Source organism: Bdellovibrio sp. SBM16 (assembly GCF_056175625.1).
On sequence record NZ_JBJKJG010000001.1, the window covers coordinates 310,677 to 327,784 of the forward strand.

The following is a 17,108-nucleotide window of genomic DNA, read 5'->3' on the forward strand; positions in this document are numbered from 1 at the left end:
GAAGTATGCCCCGGTACAATTTGTAAAAGTTGCTAGGTGCGACTTCGCTTTTTAAACATCATGGCGCAGTCATTGCAAACCTCTGAAAAATCGCAAGATTAAAAGGGGGATGTATGAATGTGTTTCTACGTTGTCTTGTTGTGTTATCGTTAATCGCATCGTTATTTGCCATCGAAGCGCTGGCGATGATTTCCGAACAGACCGAGCAAGCGGCGACGACGTTAGGTGCAGCAGGATTAGGTGAAGTTGAGTTTGTTGCAGGCTCTGATGCTTTAACCGACCAAAGCCGTGCCGAGATCAGAAACGCTGTAGATGACGCCCGTAAAAAAGGTGAACTCGATCACGTTAAAGTCTTGGCGTGGTCAGACCAGGAATATCCCGCTGTCAAAACCTCACAAAGTAAAGCCAACGTAACCTTAGCCAAAAAAAGAATTGAATCATTAAAAAAGTTTTTAAAAACAGATCTAAAAATCACCAATGTCGATGGTTTTAACATGGCTGAGCGCCCCGGCAAGCTTAAAGAATTTTTAAATACAAAAGAAGCCCGCGTGAAAAAAACTACGGAAATTGCGGGTGCAGCTCCGGTTCAGGATTCTGATACCGGACTATTCGGTGAAAAGGGGCAGGCTTCTAAGGCAGTCCTGATGATTTTCACAAAAAAGTAAGTGAGCAAAATAATATTATGAAGAACGAACCAAGTCCTAGATTGGATCGCTATATCAAACAACACACAAATAAGGTGTTTTAAAACGCCAAGGAGAAAAATATGGAAACGACTTCTGAATTTAAAAATCAATTAAACTCTAAAGCTGAGAAAATCGGTGAAAGAGCCAGCCACGCGGTGGACCGTGCTCGCCGTGCCGGTGAAGAGTTTTTAGAAACACCTATTTCTGAGCGTATGGCCGATACTCTGTCTAGTATTAGATCTAGATCAGTAGAAGCTTATGATTCATCAGTGGCTGCGGTCCGCCGTAATCCGACGGCTTGGTTAGGTGCCGCACTTGGTGTGGGTGTAATTTGCGGTATACTTTTTGGCCGCAGCAGCAGCCGCAGATAAAATAATTACTAAAAAAGGCTCTGAATGATCAGGGCCTTTTTAAATTTTGGGGGGCACAAGCTATGTTAAAAATTTTTTCTTATTTGGCGTCATTGTTGTTCGGAAAACGGCTGTTGTCGATTCCTTACGAGGTCATAGTTGATTACGCAATAGCGCGTGTTCAGGCTATGGCTAAGTCGGCGGCAATGGGCTTTGCCGGGCTTGTGCTGATTCTTACCGGAGTATTAGTTGCCTTTTTTAATGTGCTCGCTGTGTACGATTTAAAAGGAATTTGGATGATGACGGCCGTAGCCGGGGGCGGTCTTGGAATCTGTGTTGTCGGAATCTTACTTATTGCAATAGCAAGTTATAAAAAAACTCACCCAGAACGATTAGTTCGGCCATCGGATGTGCTGACCACCGAAATGCACTCACCGCTGGAACAGGCGTTTGCCAATTTAATTAATGAATTTGTAGAAAACAGAAAAGAAAAACATGCAGAGAAAGCTGCAACAACGGGGGCTGTATGAAAACCTTAAATTCTACTGGCCGTTTGGCGGTGGTTGAAGATGACAAGGATATGTCGGAAGTGATCGAGGCATTTTTTAAGCCTCGCGGTTTTGAAGTTACAACATTTTCAACACCACTTGAAGCTTTGGCCAGCGTGAAAAAAAACCAGGAAAATTTTGATGTCATTATTACCGATTTAATGATGCCTGAATTAACCGGAATTGAATTTACCCAAAGGCTGCATGAAGAAGAAATCGATATTCCGGTGATTTTAGTCACCGGTCACAACGAAGTTGACCTGGCTGTACAGACTGTTGAAGTCGGAGCCTATGATTTTATTTTAAAGCCGATTCCTTTCCCGAATCTGTTAACCTCTGTTCAGCGGGCGATGCACTACCGTAAAGTTAATGGCGAGAATAAAGTCTTAAAAGCCGTGATCCAGAATAAAGAAGGTACCGGTGTGACCGGTATTATCGGCAAATCGGCCGGCTTTAGACAGGCCTTAGACTTAGCAAAAAAAGTGGCGTCGTCGCAGGCGCATGTTTTAATTACCGGTGAATCCGGTGCCGGTAAAGAAGTGATTGCCAAAGCCGTGCATCAGATGGGACCACGCTGTAAAGAACCGTTTGTAACCATCAACTGTTCGGCGATTCCTGAGACCCTTTTGGAGTCTGAGCTCTTCGGACACGCCAAGGGTTCTTTTACCGGGGCCGTCGATAAAAAAGTAGGCCTCTTTGAAGAAGCCGAAGGCGGTACTTTGTTCTTAGACGAGATCGGGGATATGAGTTTACCGTTGCAGGCAAAATTGCTTCGCGTGCTGCAGGAAAAGAAAATCCGCCGTATCGGTGAAAACCAGCAGCGCGGTATCGATGTGCGTATCGTGGCAGCGACTCACAAAGATCTGCGTTTTGAAGTCCAGGAACGCCGTTTTCGAGAAGACTTGTACTTTCGTTTAAACGTTATTCCGATCCGTATCCCGCCGTTACGTCAGCGTAAAGAGGATATCTTGCCACTTGCCGAATTTTTCTTAAAAAAATATTCAGCTTTAAACGGAATTTCGCTGACCGGTTTTTCGCGTGAAGCCACCGAAAGTCTGCTTAATAATCCTTGGCGCGGAAATGTGCGTGAACTTGAAAATACCGTTGAGCGGGCCGTGGTTTTAGCCACCGGCAGTGTGATTGAAAGTAAAGACCTGGTTGATTTTGAAAAAGCCAACGCAGAAGAAGTGGTCGAAACAGCGGCGCCGCCAGCAGTAATAACACCGAAATTAACCACCGAAATGACTTTAGAAAAAATTGTGATGAACGAACGGACCCTCAAGCTGGAAGAGCTTTGTCAGATTTATATTTTAAAGGTCTTGCGTAAGAACAATGAATCGAAAGAAAAAACAGCCAAAGAGCTGGGGATCGATCGTAAAACCCTGTACCGTAAGCTTGCAGCCATGCAAAAGGCTGAACAGAATATGATGCCGCAGTAATCGTACTGCGGTTTTTTTTTTAAAATTATACGGCTTTTACCAGTTTAGGTGTTACCGTCATCATAAAGATATCTTTCAGATGTTTCATCATATTGGCAAACGGCTGGCGTTTACTGACATATGAAACCACGCGGTAGGTATTGTTTTTATTGGTTCTGCATTCGCGGGCTTTGTGCGACGATAAAATTACTACCGGCGTTTTTTTCATGGTCCATTGTTCTGCCGCGATCGGATCAAACATCGCATTGCGGTCGGCCTGCTTTAAGGTTTCACCCCCGGTCATATCCGGCAGTTGCCAGTCCATAATGACAAGGTCAAAGTGATGTTCGCTTAATTGATTTAAAGCTTCGTATGGGTCGTTGGCCACTTCAACAAAGGCTCCTTCAAATGCGAATTTATCGGCTAACACTTCGGCAAGGTCTTTGTCGTCTTCGACAATTAATATTCTTCCATGGCGTGGAAGGACTAATTTAGTCGCATCCACATGCGTAAACTGATTCATAATTTCACCCCTCTGAATTTGAATTTCAGTATAAGCTCAGGTAAGCAATCAGCGAGCCAAAGCTTAGCGGGAACAAGGGCTTTAACTGTAAATTTAAACTGTTCCCGCCAGGAAAATTGCCCCGTGATAACGAGAAAACGGACAATTAATGGAGGAGCGAGTTTTTTTCTACAATGCTAGCCAAAGCATCAACCTGGGCAGAGGCAGACGCAGTATCATGCGATTTTGCCGCCGCCTCCAGAGCTTCGCCAATGGTTGATATTTCAGGAAAGCCAAAAGTAATGCCGTTGCCTTTGAGCTGGTGACCAACGGTTTCTAACACCGAGAGATTGCCGGTTTGCAGAGCCTGGCGGCAATTTTCAACGTCATTCTTACGGCGTTCCATGTACTTAACAACTGCTTCGTGTGGAATTTCGAGTTCCATAGCTATCCCTTTGTTATTCTACTTTTGAAGGTGTAATAATGATGTCCACGCGGCGGTTAGCTGCGCGACCTTCTTTGGTTAAATTAGACTTCACCGGTTTTTTCGCACCTAAACCCTGATATTCAATCTGTTCAGCAGTCAGGGCATCCGTAGAAAGTAAATAATCAGCTACAGATTCTGCGCGTTCCTCAGAAATTTTTTGATTAATGGCCTGGGTTCCGGTTGAGTCGGTAAACCCTTCAATTTTAACCTGTTCTTGATCCAACGAACTTAAGATTTCTTTGACTTTATCCAATGCCGGATAAGCCTCGGGAGAAATCTGTGATTGGCCGGGAGCGAAGTTATTTCCTTTTAATCTGATCGTGATTTTATCGCCGTCACGGTAGACATCAGCTTCTTTGGGGTCGAGGTTTAACTCTTCGAGCGCAATGGTGCGCTCAATTTTTTGGTTCGAAGCGATCGCGCGGTTTTGTAAGTCGTAGTATTTGTTTTTAAATTGTTGGTGGGTGCTGAAAGATAAAAATTCTTGGTTGGGTTTGTAGCCTTTAACTGCATCTTTTAAATCCCAATCAACGCGCTGAAATTCGCTCGGGTAGGCTTCCAGGGCGCCGGATTTAAGGGCCATTTTACGTGCCTCTAAGATATCATTAAGTTCGCCGCGAAATTCCTGCTGGCTGGCAATGGCGTAGTTTAAATTTCCGCGCGCTACACCGACGGTTTGCAGAATTTTTTTATCTGATTTTCCTTCAGACTCCATTTTTCTGGCTTCGGCCATTTTACGTTTAGCCACAGAAAAATAATCAGGGGCTGTGATATCGACCTGATCCAGTTCAGCTTGCTGGATGTCGTTCTCTAAACGGCCCATTTCAACACTGGGGCTTGCCCCTTCGGGAAATTCAACGGGCTTGGCTTTGTTGGCACAGCCTGAAGAAAAACTTAAAAGCGCCAAAAACACGGTAAAGATAGTGAGTTTTAACATAAGTGTCTCCTTTAAAAGAATAACAGGGGTATGATTCACACAAGAGAGGTTGGTAAATCATACCCCCGTGGGGAAGCAATAATCGTTAAGGCAGGTAGTCCTGGCGTCGGCCGCCGATAAGACTTGCGACAAAGCTGATGGCAGCGAGAATAAGAAACACCGCTAATAGCACACGGCCGATTTCCATAGATACGCCGGCAAAGCCGGTAGCTCCGAATAAAATGGCTACTAAGGCCAAAACAAAAAACACGATTGCGGCTCGTAACATATTTACCTCCATAGTTATTTTAGGTTTGTACAGCGCAATATGTATTTGCAAGCATCTCACCATCGGTCTATGCCAGTTAAAATGCGAGTCGTATCCTCCGGTAAACCGGATTGTGGTGAATTGCCATAGGGCTTTGAGGCATTACGCCGTGGCGGTTGCGCGCACGTACGAATAAAAAAAGACCGAATTCTTGGATTTTTTCGCGATTTCGACTTCTTTTTTCATCTGTTTGATCAGCTGCGGAGTCACCCGATTGGTTTTAATCAGAGTTTCTTCAGCACTTAGTAAAATATTAAAAAAGTAGTCAATAAACGCGGCCCGTTTTTCCGGTTCGCGGGCATCAAAGTGAAACGGTCTGATTTCGACATTGATATTCTTAAACCCAGAGGCTTTAAGTAAGTTTCCTAATTGTGCGCCGACAAACGGGTGGCCTTTGATTTCCCACTGAAAATCATTAAATTCAAACCAGTATTTTAAGTAGGCCGGCGAGTAGGGTTCCATAAAAAGACTATGGTTAAAGACTTCAGAAATGTAAACTTTGGCTCCGGGTCTTAGGTTTTTACGGACATTTTTTAAAACCAATAACGGGTTCGGTACGTGTTCTAAAAACCAACAGATGAATGCAGCATCGTAATCGGTTTTATTCAGTCGTAATTTCTGTGCATCCTGCTGCTGTAAGGTGACCCGGCCAGCTTTGATTTCTTTAGCTAAAACTTTACTGGCTGTTTTTAACTGCTCTGGGGATAGATCTAAGCCATCGATTTTAAGTTTCGGGAAACGGCGGCACAAAATCTGCGTCTGCGCTCCGACCCCGCAGCCAACTTCGAGAAGAGTTTTGGTAAACTCGAGATCAACACCTTGATAGACATAGGGCTCTAAAAAATCAGCCTGATAAATTAAACGATCCTGCTCTTTTTTTTCAAAGCCGTGAATATATTTTTGTGCCATGTGAGAATCCTTTAGCTATTGGCCATAACACTTTCGATGAAGATCTGGCCGCGCTTAACTTTACGAAATTCCTGTTTGTAAACCAAACAGATCCTATCTGAAAACTGCGGCGCAGCTTTGATTTTTTCGTAGCTTTGCGATTCGTAACTTTGCAACACGCGTTCTGGCACGATGCCGCAACCGACCCCTTCGGCCACCAGTCGGGCAATGACTTCAAGGCTTGCCGATTCAATGATTCTTTTAAAATGAAAACCCTTTTTATTTAATTTCTGAAGAATATCCTGGGTTTGCAATAAGCTGGGCTCGATAATTAAGACATCATCGTTCTGGCAATTTTTTGCCCGCCATAAGCAGACTTCATCGCGACAGATTTCTTTAATAATCAGATCAGGGTGTGCAACCGGGTTTACGGCAAAGGCTACGTCTAAGACCGAACTGACGACTTGTTCTGTCATGTGCCTTGATAAGCCATGCGTCAGCTGAATTTCAATGCCGGGGTTTTTCTTTAAAAAACTGCGCAGCAGAGTTGGCAGCATGTACTGGGCGACCGCTGAGTGGCAGCCCAGTTTGATAATCCCGCGCGGGGTTTCGATATCGTCAGAGATGTGTTGTTTTAGGTTTTCCCACTGTTGAATCATCGAGCTGGCCGATTGTTTTAACTTTAGGCCGGCGGCGGTCAGCTGCACGCCTTTTTTCGAACGTAAAAAGAGCTGGCAATTTAGATCTGCTTCAAGGCGTTTAACACAATGGCTTAATGCCGGCTGGGTAATGCCCAGGCGCTCAGAGGCGCGCGTCAGGTGCAGGGTCTGCGATAGTTCTAAGAAGTATTTAAGGTCAGTTTGGTTAATCATTAATATTAGTTATCACACACAAGACTAACTTTCATTATATTTATTATTACTTTTTCAGTAATTTTTGTTTTGTAAAGGGGGTCGTGATGAAACGACGTGATCTTATAAAAAACTCATTAATTACTTCAATCGGCTTAATGGCTCTGGGCACAACAGCCTCTGCCAATGAATTGATGTGTAAACCAGGTTTTACACCGCGCCAGCCAGAGGGTCCGTTTTATCCTGAGGATGATCAGTTCGATACCGACGCCGATCTTATTCATGTTAACGGCAGCCGGCTTCAGGCATTAGGAGAAGTGATTATCGTCCAAGGCGTAGTTACAGACCAGAACTGCAAACCGGTTAAAGGCGCCCTGGTCGAAATCTGGCAAGCCTGTGTTACCGGAAAATATAACCACGCTGCTGATCCTAATCCTGCAGCGGTTGACCCGAATTTTCAGTACTGGGGTAAGTCGGTCACTGACGAGCAAGGGCGTTACAAGTTTCGCACGATCTTGCCAGGTGCCTATCCGGCCGATGAGAACTGGGTGCGGCCTCCGCACATTCATTTTAAGGTCTCGCGTTTAGGATATAAAGAATTAATCACGCAGATGTATTTTGCCGGTCAGGCATTAAATGATCAGGATCTGATTTTACAGGATTTAAGCCATGCGGATCAGGAAAAAGTCATCGTTGAATTAAAGAGCGAAACAGGTTTGCCACATCCGGTGGGAAACTTTGATATTCAAATCAGAAAATTAACAAAAAACCAAAAGGAGATATAAATGAAACAATTTATTTTAGCTGCAGCGGTCGCGTTAGCAGCAACCATGGCGCAGGCCCAACAAGAAGTGATTATCGCTAAAAAAACGGTAAAACTACCGGTCGATTTATCATCAGCAGGAATCCGTTCGAGCAACCTTGGTTACGGGGATACATACTTTGTCAAAATCCTGGTGCCGGGCTTAGCGGCTGAAACTATGTTAAACCACCGCAATGAAGGTGAAGCGGCTCCGTGCCTTGCCACGTACCAAACCTTTAAAGTTGAAGATGTCGTTCAGAACAATCCGACAATTGAGATCCATGATTTTGAAATCGAACAGAAAAAAGTATTATATCCGAATGAGGCTGAAAAAATCTGCAGGGTTTACCTTATTGAAGATGTAAAGACCAAAGTGCGCGGCTTTGACTTTGTCCATCACCTGGCCCATGAGCTGCCAAGCCGCCATATTGATGACTGTAAATAGATTGCAAGCGTTAATTTAGCTATTCTGCTGCGGGTTTTAACGGTTTTTGAATTTTACACCCTGTTGGTTCAAGAACTAGCCCGCAGCGAAACTTTTTTCCTTAATTTCTGGACCGCACAAGTCTGGACGAGATGTAAAATATGGCTCACACTTAAAGTCTATGAAGACATGTGATCGTAGCTATTATTTTGGAAATGACGACGAAAAAATCTTTGTTCAGGAATGGGGCGATCTCGATAAACCGGTATTTTTTCTGGTGCACGGTTTTCCCGGTTGTTCTGAACACGGCAAACTGGTTTCAACTTCGCCAGTTTCTGACTCTTTTAGACTTATCGCCATTGACCGACCCGGGTATGGTAAATCAGTTCCGCAAAAAGACCTTACTTTTTTAAAGTTCGCCAATCAGATTAAAAATCTGTTCGCTGAAAATAAGATCGACAAGTTTTCTATTATCTCTGTAAGCGGTGGTGCGCCCTATGCTTTGGCCGTGGCCTATTTGATGAAAGATCGGGTTGTGAAATTAACCTCGTTGGGCGGCATTGCACCTTTAACGTTTAAGAATTTTAAATACATGAACCGCATCCAGAAAAGAACCTGGTTAGCCCAGCAACTTATTCCGGATAGTCTTTTACATTTTGGTGTCAATCGTGTGTGGCAAAAGGGTTTAGGTAAAATCGAAGGAACCCTTTTTACTGAGCTCGATGGCTTTTCTAAGCCTGACAGAGAAGTTTTTAAACAGTCACACATTCAGGAAGTTCTGGTTGAAGCCACAACCATGGCCCTGCAGCAGGGGCCAGCCGGCGTGCTGCGTGATATTAAGATTTATGCCAAGGACTGGGGTTTTCCGTTAAATGAAGTGACCTGTCCGGTTACCTTATGGCACGGCGGTTTAGACGATGTTGTGCACTACCGCTTTGCGCAGGATATGCAAAGCTACCTGCCAAAAGCCACGCTTAATTTCGTTGAAAACGAAGGTCATTATTCAATTTTATTAAACTGCCGTGATCAGATTTTAACTGATCTTCTGATCAGTTAATTGTTGTGAGTTAACAGTTTTTCTAAAGCTTTGTAATTATCAGCCAGGGCTCCGCTGCGCGAAAGATCGCCGAATTTAATTAATTCGCCCATGCCGGGCTTTAAGACTTGCATCTCTTTTTTATCGCGCCCGTGGCGAAGTAAGATTTGCCGGATTTGCTCCGGCGAAAAGCCAAGGTTTTGCGCCATCAGCACAGATAAGATACCGCTGACGACCGGGGCCGCCATACTGGTCCCGCTTAAGATCGTGTAGGTGTTATTCGGAGTCGTTGATTTAATTTCAAAGCCAGGGGCAAAAATATCAACACTGTCTTTACCGTAGTTAGAAAAGTTAGCAACCAGGGATGTGGTGTTATGGCGGGCAGAAGCGGCAACTTCGATCCAGTTTTTATGTTCAGAGTCGGCGCGGGGGGATTCCATAAAACGGTTGGGAAAATTATCGCGTTGGTCGTTGTTGTGGGCGTAATTGCCGGCAGCATGCACCAGGATCACGCCGCGGTTAGCAGCGTAGCGAAAGATTTCGTCTAATTTAGATTTATGTGGTGAGTAGCGCTTACCAAAGCTCATGTTGATAATTTTGGCCCCGTTATCGACGGCGTACTTAACCGCAAAATAAATATCTTTATCATACTCATCGCCGTTAGGAACGGCTCTGATCGCCATAATTTTTGCGTACGGAGAGACACCGTTAATGCCGATGCCGTTATTTCTGTTGGCTGCAATAATACCGGCTACATGTGTGCCATGTAAAGCATCGGGCCCGGTGACATCGTTATTACCGTAGTTGCCGTTTGAAAAATCATCGGGATTATCCTTGATGATTTCGGCGCGCGGATCGAAGTTTTCATTAAGCGACGTATCGAGCATCGTTTGCAGCTGTTGCAGGCGGATCTGCATACGCTCGACGGATTTGGCAACGCTGGAATTAAATTCGACCATTAAAGCTTCTTTGGCTTCCTGTTCGGCATCGGAAGTGGCCTTAAAGGTTTCGATATGTTCTATTGTAAGCTTATCAAAAGCGATTTTAAGTTTTGGTTGCAGATGCGAAAAAAGTTCTTTAATCCGCTCGATCGTGTTTTTGGTGTATTGGATCTGAATACGGGCTACGGTGCGATCGCCGGTCACTTCGTATTCAAGTTTTTCAAAGTAAGACTGATCAAACGTATGCAAACCGAGTCCTGAGGCTATTAATTTTGCTTTTAACTTTTTTAGGCGCACCAGTTCACGGGTGCTTTCAAAACGCTCTTGGTTAACATGCAGTAGTCGTCCTTGCGCATCTTTGCCGCCCAAAAAATTCCAGCCGTTAATATCGTCGATATAACCGTTCTGATCATCATCGATGCCGGCAATGCCACTGGCTTCAATTTGATTAACCCACATACGGTCTTTTAAATCTTCGTGGTTTAAATCAAAACCACTGTCGATCACGGCAACGATGACCGCTTTGGCCTGTGGGTTTAAGGATAAATTTTTATAAGCCCGTTCGGCATCAACACCTTCTACTTTTTCTGCCGGTCCTTTGGTAAACCAGTTATCGATTTTGTCGGGATCTGTTTCGTTATCCAGCGGTCGAAATACGCCTCGCGGATCTAAGTCGCTGGGTTTTGGGGCGGGTTTATCCTCTTTACTGCAGGCCGTAAGAAATGGAACAGTTAAAAGTAAGACCAGGACAAATTTATACATACGTGCTCCGAAGGGCTAATGGTTGTTAGTTATTGCGTAGGCTCTAAAGGGCGGGCCTGCTCTTCCTGGCTTGCCGGCGCAGTGCCGGGCAGGTACGGATAAAGAGCTTTAAGCTGCGAGATCACATAGATAAGCACCACGGCTGCCAGAATAATTAAAGTAATTCCCATAAATAACTGGCGAGCAAATTTCCTCTCTTTACGTAGATTGCCGTAAGTGGATGAATGGTGCATGTTATCTCCTTTGCAAAATTTCTGTCTTAAAAACTGATAGACTTGCAAAAATGGGGCATAGGAAAAACCCGGGCAATCTGCCCCGGATGTGTTTTGCGCCATGTAAAGTAAAAATCATTTGATCAGTTTGAATCGTTAAATTTTCATTCACAAAAATAATGTTTGGGTTATCGTTGCAGATTTTGTTTCAGTCTGAATGGCGAACTTTCAGCCACTGTCTAATAACTTTTTGACAGTGCTTCGGTATATCTGTTTTTAGCTGAAAAATAGCAATCTCATTGTAAGAACGTAAACATATCTACTAGTTACAAACGCACTCGCAACTGGTCTTTAGATTGAAGTATTTAACAGTATGAAATCAATTATTCTGGATGACTGGTTTATTTCAAGATTTGTAAAGAAATTACTTTCTTTACTTTTCGTTATTTCGTTGGCTGTGTATTTCGTCGGCTGTAACCACAAAGCCATTGATCCCGATATGCAGATATCAGAAAAAATCAGGGAAAATCATGCCAAAGAATTGCTGAAATCAAAATACGACGCCCAGGATTTTAAAGAGTTTAAAGGCGATAAAAAATTTGCCGTTTATATTAAGACCTACTTAGAAAAAGCTAATCCTAAGTTAAGCTCGGATCGTTTTGTCAAAGCGGTGATTGCCGAAAGTAAACAGTATGAATATGACCCGATTTTTTTAATGGCAGTGATTAAAACCGAAAGTCAGTTTAACGAAAAAGCAGTGGGTAGGGCCGGTGAGATCGGTTTAATGCAGATTAAGCCCGATACTGCCCAGTGGATCTGTAAGAAAAAAGGTGTTCAATGGAAAGGTGCCCAGGCTCTTAAAAATCCTGAGTACAATATCAAAGTGAGTGCCCTGTATTTTAAGTATTTAAAAAAGACCCTTAATTCTAAATCCAATAAATACGTCAATGCCTATAATATGGGGATCGGGCGTTTAGGGCGTATGCCGGCCGAAAGTGTTTCGGCGCACCCGTACTACCACAAAGTGATAAAGAACTACACCGAGATCTATGACGAACTCAAAAAAATAAAAAAAGCTAAAACCGAGAAACAATCTTAGGTCTCAGTTTTGCTCCTCTGCTTTTGTCACTGTGCAAAGGAGTATTAATGTCTCAAACGCAAACCCCGAAAGTTATGCGGCAAAAAGTGCAAGCCGATCTTGATGCACAGGCGCTGGAGATGTGCATTATCATCTGCAACGAGTGTGCTAAAGTCACCAGTTCGACATTGAACTACTGCTTGCGTATGGACGAGCAGCACGTAGAGCCCGTTCATATTAAAACTCTGGTGGCCTGCGCTGAAATCTGTTCACTCAATGCGATGTGGATGTCGCGCGATTTTGAACTGCAGGCTAATTTGTGCCTGGTCTGCGCCGAGATCTGTGAATACTGCGCTGACTCGTGCGAGCGATTTGGCAACGACAGCATTATGACTGAGTGTGCGGATATTTGTCAGCGTTGCGCCGAAAGCTGTAAGAAGATGATTTCGCATTAGCTTGTGGCAGCGATCAGTTAAATTAATTGTCTTCGTTTTCAGATTGAACCGGTAGCTTTGTCAAGAGGGGCAGCTATCGGTTTTTATTCATTATATTTTTTATTCGAACCCTTAGCAGTTTCGACGGGGTATTTGGCAGCGTTTAACTTCATTTTTTCTGTCAGCGCCTGCGTGATATCGATATTATACATCTGCGAAAAGCGCAGAATAAAAAAAGTGACGTCTGCCAGTTCGTGGGTCACTTTGGTTTTAAAGTTTGGGTCTTTGAATTTTTCTAAAATTTCTTCGACGGTTTTATAGCGAAAGAGATCTAGAATTTCACTGGCTTCAATGCTCAGGCCGATGGCCAGATCTTTCGGATTATGAAACTGATCCCAGTCGCGTTCTTCGCAAAAGTTTTTAACAATATCTTTTAATGCATGAATGTTTGTCTGTTGATCCATTGTTTAATCTCGCAATTTCGGGTCATTTATTTTTGTTATCAGTTAATCACTTGGCGTTATCGCGCGGGTCCCAGCCGGTCTTGGCGCGCCAGGTGTAGAGCTGTTCTACTTTGGTTCTGGCCCAGTCAGTTTTACGCAAGAACTTAAGGCTTGATTTAATACTTGGGTTGTCTTTGAAACTGTTGATATTGATTTTTTCTGACAGCCGTTGCCAGCCGTAGTTTTCGACTAATTCGGTAACCATCGTCTCTAACGTGATACCTTCAAGAGCGGGCTTACCTTCCTGAAGGTTTTGCTGAACTTTGTTCATTTAAATTATTTAGTGCATTCGATTTCGATTAATTCATCCCGTGTCCAGATGGCTACGATGAGCGAACCTTTGCTGGCCATATCACCTTCCGAGTATAAACGCTGTTCACGGCCACCCATGAAAAGTTCCATCGAAAAAAAGCCAGGTTTTTTCTCGGTGACGTAGCTTGAGTTAATACCGTCAGTAAAAAGCTGGGCGCGTTTGCCGACTTCAAGGTTAACTGTTTGTACGCGCTCAACGGTGTTGGCGATTTTCTCATAACAGATTAACGAAGTTTTGGCCTGAGAGATTGATGAGACGGCTAATAACGCTGACACTAAGATTAGGTTTTTCATATGCTTTAAGCGTAACTTAAATCTATGAAAAACCAATCTTTTTGTAAGGCGTCTAGCTGTTATAGAGTGATATTTAACATCTGCGCGATGTACGTTCTTGGATTAACCGGAACATAAGAACTGTTTTTCTTTTTATGAATCTCAAAGTGTAAGTGCGGCGCAGTGCCAATACCGGTATTACCAGATAACGCGATTGTTTGTCCTTGCGAAACGGGCTTGCCGGCTGAGGTTTTAAACTTAGATAAATGTGCATACAGGGTTTCGACACCTTTTTGCGGATGTAACACGATCACATAGTGACCATAGCCGCTGATTTTACCGGTTTTTCTGTTGCGCTCGGTACGGGTGGCTAAAACTTTACCGTCGTAAACACTTACCACCTGTGTGCCGATAGCGGCGCGAAGATCGACACCTTTATGCAGGCGTTTTTTCTTTAACACCGGGTGTGTACGCATACCGTATTCGCTGGTTACTTTTAAACAGCCGACACCGCAGTTTTTAATCGGGCTGATGATACCGTTATTGCCGCCGCCAGAGGCTTTAAAGCTTCGGTAGTTTTGCGAGATCGCCGTGCGATCCGGATTATACACTTTAAATCCCAGTTCATGTAACTCTCTGCTTTGGCCGGTTTTTAAGTAGTTTAAGAAAGCTTCTTTATTCATGCCGTTACTGCTTTCTAATAACTTCGTGTTTTTGATGGCATCGGTTCTGATACAGAAATCAGTTTCATCAATCGCATCCGAGCCGCGCAAGTCTTCATCCTGAACGTCCACGATTCTGATACCGCACACCCAGTTTTCATTCACATTATAAGTAAACGAAGAAAGTTTAACGGCTAAGATTGAGTTTTCGGGTAATTTTACCTGGCTGGTTACCGCCATTTTTCCCGAAGCATCCGGGTGAAACACAGTTAATTTAACTTCACGTGCAGTTTCAAAATAGAAATTAGAATCAGCTGCGGTGGCAAAAGCTTCCATTTCGGCCGTCTCTTCCACGATATTGCTAGCGGCAAAACTAAGTTGCGCATTTATAGTGATAACTAAAAAGATGATGATATTTTTATACATATTATTCCTCATACGTTCTGATACCTGATTACATTAGCGATCTTTGTTCCAGATTTTAAAGGCGCTAGATTCGAGCTGAGGCGGGCGGGGTATGAGATATTTCAGGGCTTAGCAATTATCGTCGCTGTTAGTTTTCTGTACAGCTATTTTTTACTCACTTACAACCTACGCCTTAAAAGGGGTTATTTGCCTGGAATGGATCTTTCATAAAAACAGACAAAACGATCACTTAAAGCATGGGTATTATAATGAGACAGTTTTTCTTAATCTTTTTAACGCTCGGATTATGGCTTGCTTCGGCACAGGCTGAGGTAAAGGCCTATCGCCAGGGCCGCGTGTTAAAGGTTATGGTTAAGCCCTATGCCCCCCTTAAACCCTATGAGCTCTGGTACCGTCACCGACGTGATGGTGCGGGTGATCGTTTTGGCCAACGTGAGTTCTGGTTAAATCATCCCACCCAACATGAGTACTATAGTTTTCGCGAAGCCTGTGGCGCATCAGTGAATGCAGGCAAGTTAGATCTTACGATTAATCTGGATACACCCCATGATCATGCGATGTGGGCTAAGTTTAATTGTCTGCGTTTAGATAATGATGCTTTTACGATTGTGTACCCGGAGTTAGAAAAGTTTTTTACCCCTGTTATGACAGAGCTTCGCGCCTTAAATGCAAAAGTCAATGATACGTCAGTTTACACTGATTACAGTGCCCCTGATTACCAGGTAAAGGCTGATGCCAAGCAGGCGATCTATCAGCTGGTGCACTACACTTTTAGTAGTGATTTTGCCTGGTATAAAAGTGCAGAGTATCGCGAAGCTTTGCTTAAGGGTTCGCTTAAAGCCTTTAATAAAAAATCTTATGCCGGCCATGATCCGGTCATCACCAAACCGTTAGTGATTGTAACCCATGCAACGACGATCTTTGATAACAAGACCATTAAATCTTTTGTCGATGAAAACCTGACGGCTGTCAAAGCCAAGGGGCTTCCGGTAATTTATTTAGTCAGTGATGATGGGGTACACGATCAGACCTGGTATCTGGCCGATCGTCATCCGACACAAGCCTACTTTTCTAAAAATGGCGAGCACTCAGTGCTTGCAGCGACCAATCAGGTCGTGCTGATGGGTGGCTATTACAGCCAGTGTCTGCGCACGACCCAGCTAGATACGATCACCAGACACTTTTTAGTAAGTTCTGAGGCGCTCACGATTCATCTGCCGGTTAAAGGGATCTACGCCCACGACTCGATTGATTTTACGCAACTGACCAAACAACAATTTCTCGAAAGAGTTAAAGCCGGTTCGATCTTAGGCGGCTATGAAGTCGATGATAATCACGGTGGCCTGGTAGAAAGTGATATGAACAAGTTAACCGGGGTTCCGAACTTAAGCGAGTATACGGTAAATATTTTTACCGATGATCAGCTTTTAGAAAAAGTAGGATCTGGTGCACGGGTTGTAAATCTAAAATTTTGGAGCCATAACCAATTTATTAATTTTTTAAATTAAGGGTTGAAGTGTGTAATCTTGCGGTAAATACCGGTTTACCGTCGGCGGCGCGCACACCTTGAAACTGCGTGATGCTGTCATCACCTGCAGGTTTTGTCATCGTAAGACTGACCTGATCGCCGGATCTGGTTTCGCTTAAAAAATTGACTTCGTATTTTTGTAAGTGCATATCACCTTTTAAAATATCCAGCGGGATCGCATCTAAGATCCACTGTGCATATTTGGTGTTGTTGACGTGATTGTTCATATCTAAATCGCTGTTACGCACCTGAAACTGGGCGATGGGTTGGGCCTCGCTGGCCCACGGGATTTTTTCGGGTGTTTCTGTTCTGGCGTAGTCTTCGCGGTAGACGGCGGCCAGCTTTTCTTTATCCGGGGCCACCATTTTGCGGGTGTTCATATCAATCACCGAAAATGTACTGGTGCATTCGCCGATCAGTCTATCGCCGATCGAGATTTCGTAATCACGAAAAAAAAACACATCCGACACCGGCGGGCGAAGCCAGGTTTTAATGCTGATAGTTTCATTCCACTTAGGCCATGCGTTCATGGTTAAACTTTGGCGGGTAAACACCCAGCCCTGGTGCGGCTCAAGCTGCACTTTCATTTGCCGTGCGTGCATCCAACCCACGTCCTGAATAAAGTTTAAGACCGCATAAAGCCCGGCACGGCCGCGCAGGTTTACAAAGTAAGAGGCTATTTTATAATCTTCAGACCAGGTGTGGGGTTTATTGCTCATAAGGTTAATTTTAAGAGCATGT

At 43.9% G+C, this 17,108-nt stretch carries 23 protein-coding genes; 10 read left to right on the forward strand and 13 right to left on the reverse strand.

Features of this window, described 5'->3' with window-relative positions:
* The first annotated feature begins 113 nt into the window (after positions 1 to 113).
* The 4 genes from AC04MM_RS01465 (at position 114) to AC04MM_RS01480 (ending at position 3,023) form a co-directional block, all read left to right on the forward strand.
* Complete coding sequence (locus AC04MM_RS01465) at positions 114 to 665, forward strand: hypothetical protein (protein ID WP_475378535.1); 552 nt, start codon at positions 114 to 116, stop codon at positions 663 to 665.
* 101 nt (positions 666 to 766) lie between these two features.
* Positions 767 to 1,057, forward strand: coding sequence for a hypothetical protein (locus tag AC04MM_RS01470; RefSeq protein ID WP_475378536.1), 291 nt, complete (start codon positions 767 to 769; stop codon positions 1,055 to 1,057).
* Between the two features lie 62 nt (positions 1,058 to 1,119).
* Positions 1,120 to 1,566, forward strand: coding sequence for a hypothetical protein (locus AC04MM_RS01475; protein WP_475378537.1), 447 nt, complete (start codon positions 1,120 to 1,122; stop codon positions 1,564 to 1,566).
* Positions 1,563 to 3,023, forward strand: coding sequence for a sigma-54-dependent transcriptional regulator (locus AC04MM_RS01480; protein ID WP_475378538.1), 1,461 nt, complete (start codon positions 1,563 to 1,565; stop codon positions 3,021 to 3,023). Before AC04MM_RS01475 ends, AC04MM_RS01480 begins: the two co-directional genes overlap by 4 nt.
* Positions 3,024 to 3,048: 25 nt before the next feature.
* Here AC04MM_RS01480 and AC04MM_RS01485 read toward each other — a convergent pair whose 3' ends face one another.
* The 6 genes from AC04MM_RS01485 to AC04MM_RS01510 form a co-directional block, all read right to left on the reverse strand.
* Positions 3,049 to 3,525 (reverse strand): response regulator, encoded by a 477-nt coding sequence (locus AC04MM_RS01485; protein ID WP_475378539.1) that lies wholly within the window; start codon positions 3,523 to 3,525, stop codon positions 3,049 to 3,051.
* 145 nt (positions 3,526 to 3,670) lie between these two features.
* Positions 3,671 to 3,949, reverse strand: a complete 279-nt coding sequence (locus tag AC04MM_RS01490) for an Hpt domain-containing protein (protein ID WP_475378540.1) — start codon at positions 3,947 to 3,949, stop codon at positions 3,671 to 3,673.
* Positions 3,950 to 3,962: 13 nt separating this feature from the next.
* Positions 3,963 to 4,928 carry an OmpA family protein gene (locus AC04MM_RS01495; RefSeq protein ID WP_475378541.1) on the reverse strand — a complete coding sequence of 322 codons (966 nt, stop codon included), beginning with the start codon at positions 4,926 to 4,928 and terminating at the stop codon, positions 3,963 to 3,965.
* Positions 4,929 to 5,013: 85 nt separating this feature from the next.
* Entirely contained in the window at positions 5,014 to 5,196 is a 183-nt protein-coding gene (locus AC04MM_RS01500) for a DUF1328 domain-containing protein (RefSeq protein WP_409477850.1), read from the reverse strand.
* A gap of 141 nt (positions 5,197 to 5,337) precedes the next feature.
* Entirely contained in the window at positions 5,338 to 6,144 is an 807-nt protein-coding gene (locus AC04MM_RS01505) for a class I SAM-dependent methyltransferase (protein WP_475378542.1), read from the reverse strand.
* An 11-nt stretch (positions 6,145 to 6,155) separates the two neighbouring features.
* On the reverse strand, positions 6,156 to 6,995 hold the full coding sequence (locus AC04MM_RS01510) for a LysR family transcriptional regulator (protein WP_475378543.1): 840 nt from the start codon (positions 6,993 to 6,995) through the stop codon (positions 6,156 to 6,158).
* Between the two features lie 86 nt (positions 6,996 to 7,081).
* On the opposite strand from AC04MM_RS01510, the gene AC04MM_RS01515 reads away from it, so the two are divergent.
* The 3 genes from AC04MM_RS01515 (at position 7,082) to AC04MM_RS01525 (ending at position 9,257) form a co-directional block, all read left to right on the forward strand.
* On the forward strand, positions 7,082 to 7,759 hold the full coding sequence (locus AC04MM_RS01515; protein ID WP_475378544.1) for a dioxygenase family protein: 678 nt from the start codon (positions 7,082 to 7,084) through the stop codon (positions 7,757 to 7,759).
* The gene (locus AC04MM_RS01520) at positions 7,760 to 8,221 is read left to right on the forward strand and encodes a hypothetical protein (protein WP_475378545.1); all 462 of its coding nucleotides are present in this window, start codon (positions 7,760 to 7,762) and stop codon (positions 8,219 to 8,221) included.
* 160 nt (positions 8,222 to 8,381) lie between these two features.
* Positions 8,382 to 9,257 carry an alpha/beta fold hydrolase gene (locus AC04MM_RS01525; RefSeq protein WP_475378546.1) on the forward strand — a complete coding sequence of 292 codons (876 nt, stop codon included), beginning with the start codon at positions 8,382 to 8,384 and terminating at the stop codon, positions 9,255 to 9,257.
* Here AC04MM_RS01525 and AC04MM_RS01530 read toward each other — a convergent pair.
* Together AC04MM_RS01530 and AC04MM_RS01535 are read right to left on the reverse strand one after the other, a co-directional pair.
* Positions 9,254 to 10,939 carry a S8 family serine peptidase gene (locus AC04MM_RS01530; protein ID WP_475378547.1) on the reverse strand — a complete coding sequence of 562 codons (1,686 nt, stop codon included), beginning with the start codon at positions 10,937 to 10,939 and terminating at the stop codon, positions 9,254 to 9,256. The genes AC04MM_RS01525 and AC04MM_RS01530 overlap by 4 nt on opposite strands.
* Positions 10,940 to 10,968: 29 nt before the next feature.
* A complete protein-coding gene (locus AC04MM_RS01535; protein ID WP_475378548.1) occupies positions 10,969 to 11,172 on the reverse strand; it encodes a hypothetical protein in 204 nt (67 codons plus the stop codon).
* Between the two features lie 352 nt (positions 11,173 to 11,524).
* On the opposite strand from AC04MM_RS01535, the gene AC04MM_RS01540 reads away from it, so the two are divergent.
* Together AC04MM_RS01540 and AC04MM_RS01545 are read left to right on the forward strand one after the other, a co-directional pair.
* Complete coding sequence (locus AC04MM_RS01540; RefSeq protein WP_475378549.1) at positions 11,525 to 12,250, forward strand: lytic transglycosylase domain-containing protein; 726 nt, start codon at positions 11,525 to 11,527, stop codon at positions 12,248 to 12,250.
* Between the two features lie 47 nt (positions 12,251 to 12,297).
* Positions 12,298 to 12,684 carry a four-helix bundle copper-binding protein gene (locus tag AC04MM_RS01545; RefSeq protein WP_475378550.1) on the forward strand — a complete coding sequence of 129 codons (387 nt, stop codon included), beginning with the start codon at positions 12,298 to 12,300 and terminating at the stop codon, positions 12,682 to 12,684.
* A gap of 83 nt (positions 12,685 to 12,767) precedes the next feature.
* Here the strand turns inward: AC04MM_RS01545 and AC04MM_RS01550 are convergent, their stop codons facing one another.
* The 4 genes from AC04MM_RS01550 to AC04MM_RS01565 are packed head-to-tail and all read right to left on the reverse strand — an operon-like array spanning position 12,768 to position 14,839.
* Positions 12,768 to 13,127: a nucleotide pyrophosphohydrolase gene (locus tag AC04MM_RS01550; protein ID WP_475378551.1), complete on the reverse strand. Its 360-nt coding sequence runs from the start codon at positions 13,125 to 13,127 to the stop codon at positions 12,768 to 12,770.
* A gap of 46 nt (positions 13,128 to 13,173) precedes the next feature.
* Entirely contained in the window at positions 13,174 to 13,437 is a 264-nt protein-coding gene (locus AC04MM_RS01555; protein WP_475378552.1) for a VF530 family protein, read from the reverse strand.
* A 5-nt stretch (positions 13,438 to 13,442) separates the two neighbouring features.
* Entirely contained in the window at positions 13,443 to 13,772 is a 330-nt protein-coding gene (locus AC04MM_RS01560) for a hypothetical protein (protein ID WP_475378553.1), read from the reverse strand.
* A 59-nt stretch (positions 13,773 to 13,831) separates the two neighbouring features.
* On the reverse strand, positions 13,832 to 14,839 hold the full coding sequence (locus tag AC04MM_RS01565) for a M23 family metallopeptidase (protein ID WP_475378554.1): 1,008 nt from the start codon (positions 14,837 to 14,839) through the stop codon (positions 13,832 to 13,834).
* Positions 14,840 to 15,087: 248 nt separating this feature from the next.
* Between AC04MM_RS01565 and AC04MM_RS01570 the strand changes: the two genes are divergently transcribed.
* Positions 15,088 to 16,347, forward strand: coding sequence for a hypothetical protein (locus tag AC04MM_RS01570; protein WP_475378555.1), 1,260 nt, complete (start codon positions 15,088 to 15,090; stop codon positions 16,345 to 16,347).
* Here AC04MM_RS01570 and AC04MM_RS01575 read toward each other — a convergent pair.
* Positions 16,331 to 17,086 carry an acyl-[acyl-carrier-protein] thioesterase gene (locus AC04MM_RS01575; protein WP_475378556.1) on the reverse strand — a complete coding sequence of 252 codons (756 nt, stop codon included), beginning with the start codon at positions 17,084 to 17,086 and terminating at the stop codon, positions 16,331 to 16,333. The two genes, AC04MM_RS01570 and AC04MM_RS01575, sit on opposite strands and share 17 nt — an antisense overlap.
* Positions 17,087 to 17,108 lie beyond the last annotated feature (22 nt).

Bases quoted from the DNA above. Each gene is read 5' to 3' on its own strand.
- AC04MM_RS01500 (WP_409477850.1), bottom strand. From the start codon at position 5,196: ATGTTACGAGCCGCAATCGTGTTTTTTGTTTTGGCCTTAGTAGCCATT.
- AC04MM_RS01560 (WP_475378553.1), bottom strand. From the start codon at position 13,772: ATGAAAAACCTAATCTTAGTGTCAGCGTTATTAGCCGTCTCATCAATC.
- AC04MM_RS01505 (WP_475378542.1), bottom strand. From the start codon at position 6,144: ATGGCACAAAAATATATTCACGGCTTTGAAAAAAAAGAGCAGGATCGT.
- AC04MM_RS01540 (WP_475378549.1), top strand. From the start codon at position 11,525: ATGAAATCAATTATTCTGGATGACTGGTTTATTTCAAGATTTGTAAAG.
- AC04MM_RS01555 (WP_475378552.1), bottom strand. From the start codon at position 13,437: ATGAACAAAGTTCAGCAAAACCTTCAGGAAGGTAAGCCCGCTCTTGAA.
- AC04MM_RS01530 (WP_475378547.1), bottom strand. From the start codon at position 10,939: ATGTATAAATTTGTCCTGGTCTTACTTTTAACTGTTCCATTTCTTACG.
- AC04MM_RS01520 (WP_475378545.1), top strand. From the start codon at position 7,760: ATGAAACAATTTATTTTAGCTGCAGCGGTCGCGTTAGCAGCAACCATG.
- AC04MM_RS01510 (WP_475378543.1), bottom strand. From the start codon at position 6,995: ATGATTAACCAAACTGACCTTAAATACTTCTTAGAACTATCGCAGACC.
- AC04MM_RS01485 (WP_475378539.1), bottom strand. From the start codon at position 3,525: ATGAATCAGTTTACGCATGTGGATGCGACTAAATTAGTCCTTCCACGC.
- AC04MM_RS01465 (WP_475378535.1), top strand. From the start codon at position 114: ATGAATGTGTTTCTACGTTGTCTTGTTGTGTTATCGTTAATCGCATCG.
- AC04MM_RS01535 (WP_475378548.1), bottom strand. From the start codon at position 11,172: ATGCACCATTCATCCACTTACGGCAATCTACGTAAAGAGAGGAAATTT.
- AC04MM_RS01525 (WP_475378546.1), top strand. From the start codon at position 8,382: ATGAAGACATGTGATCGTAGCTATTATTTTGGAAATGACGACGAAAAA.
- AC04MM_RS01550 (WP_475378551.1), bottom strand. From the start codon at position 13,127: ATGGATCAACAGACAAACATTCATGCATTAAAAGATATTGTTAAAAAC.
- AC04MM_RS01490 (WP_475378540.1), bottom strand. From the start codon at position 3,949: ATGGAACTCGAAATTCCACACGAAGCAGTTGTTAAGTACATGGAACGC.
- AC04MM_RS01565 (WP_475378554.1), bottom strand. From the start codon at position 14,839: ATGTATAAAAATATCATCATCTTTTTAGTTATCACTATAAATGCGCAA.
- AC04MM_RS01570 (WP_475378555.1), top strand. From the start codon at position 15,088: ATGAGACAGTTTTTCTTAATCTTTTTAACGCTCGGATTATGGCTTGCT.
- AC04MM_RS01470 (WP_475378536.1), top strand. From the start codon at position 767: ATGGAAACGACTTCTGAATTTAAAAATCAATTAAACTCTAAAGCTGAG.
- AC04MM_RS01545 (WP_475378550.1), top strand. From the start codon at position 12,298: ATGTCTCAAACGCAAACCCCGAAAGTTATGCGGCAAAAAGTGCAAGCC.
- AC04MM_RS01575 (WP_475378556.1), bottom strand. From the start codon at position 17,086: ATGAGCAATAAACCCCACACCTGGTCTGAAGATTATAAAATAGCCTCT.
- AC04MM_RS01495 (WP_475378541.1), bottom strand. From the start codon at position 4,928: ATGTTAAAACTCACTATCTTTACCGTGTTTTTGGCGCTTTTAAGTTTT.
- AC04MM_RS01515 (WP_475378544.1), top strand. From the start codon at position 7,082: ATGAAACGACGTGATCTTATAAAAAACTCATTAATTACTTCAATCGGC.
- AC04MM_RS01480 (WP_475378538.1), top strand. From the start codon at position 1,563: ATGAAAACCTTAAATTCTACTGGCCGTTTGGCGGTGGTTGAAGATGAC.
- AC04MM_RS01475 (WP_475378537.1), top strand. From the start codon at position 1,120: ATGTTAAAAATTTTTTCTTATTTGGCGTCATTGTTGTTCGGAAAACGG.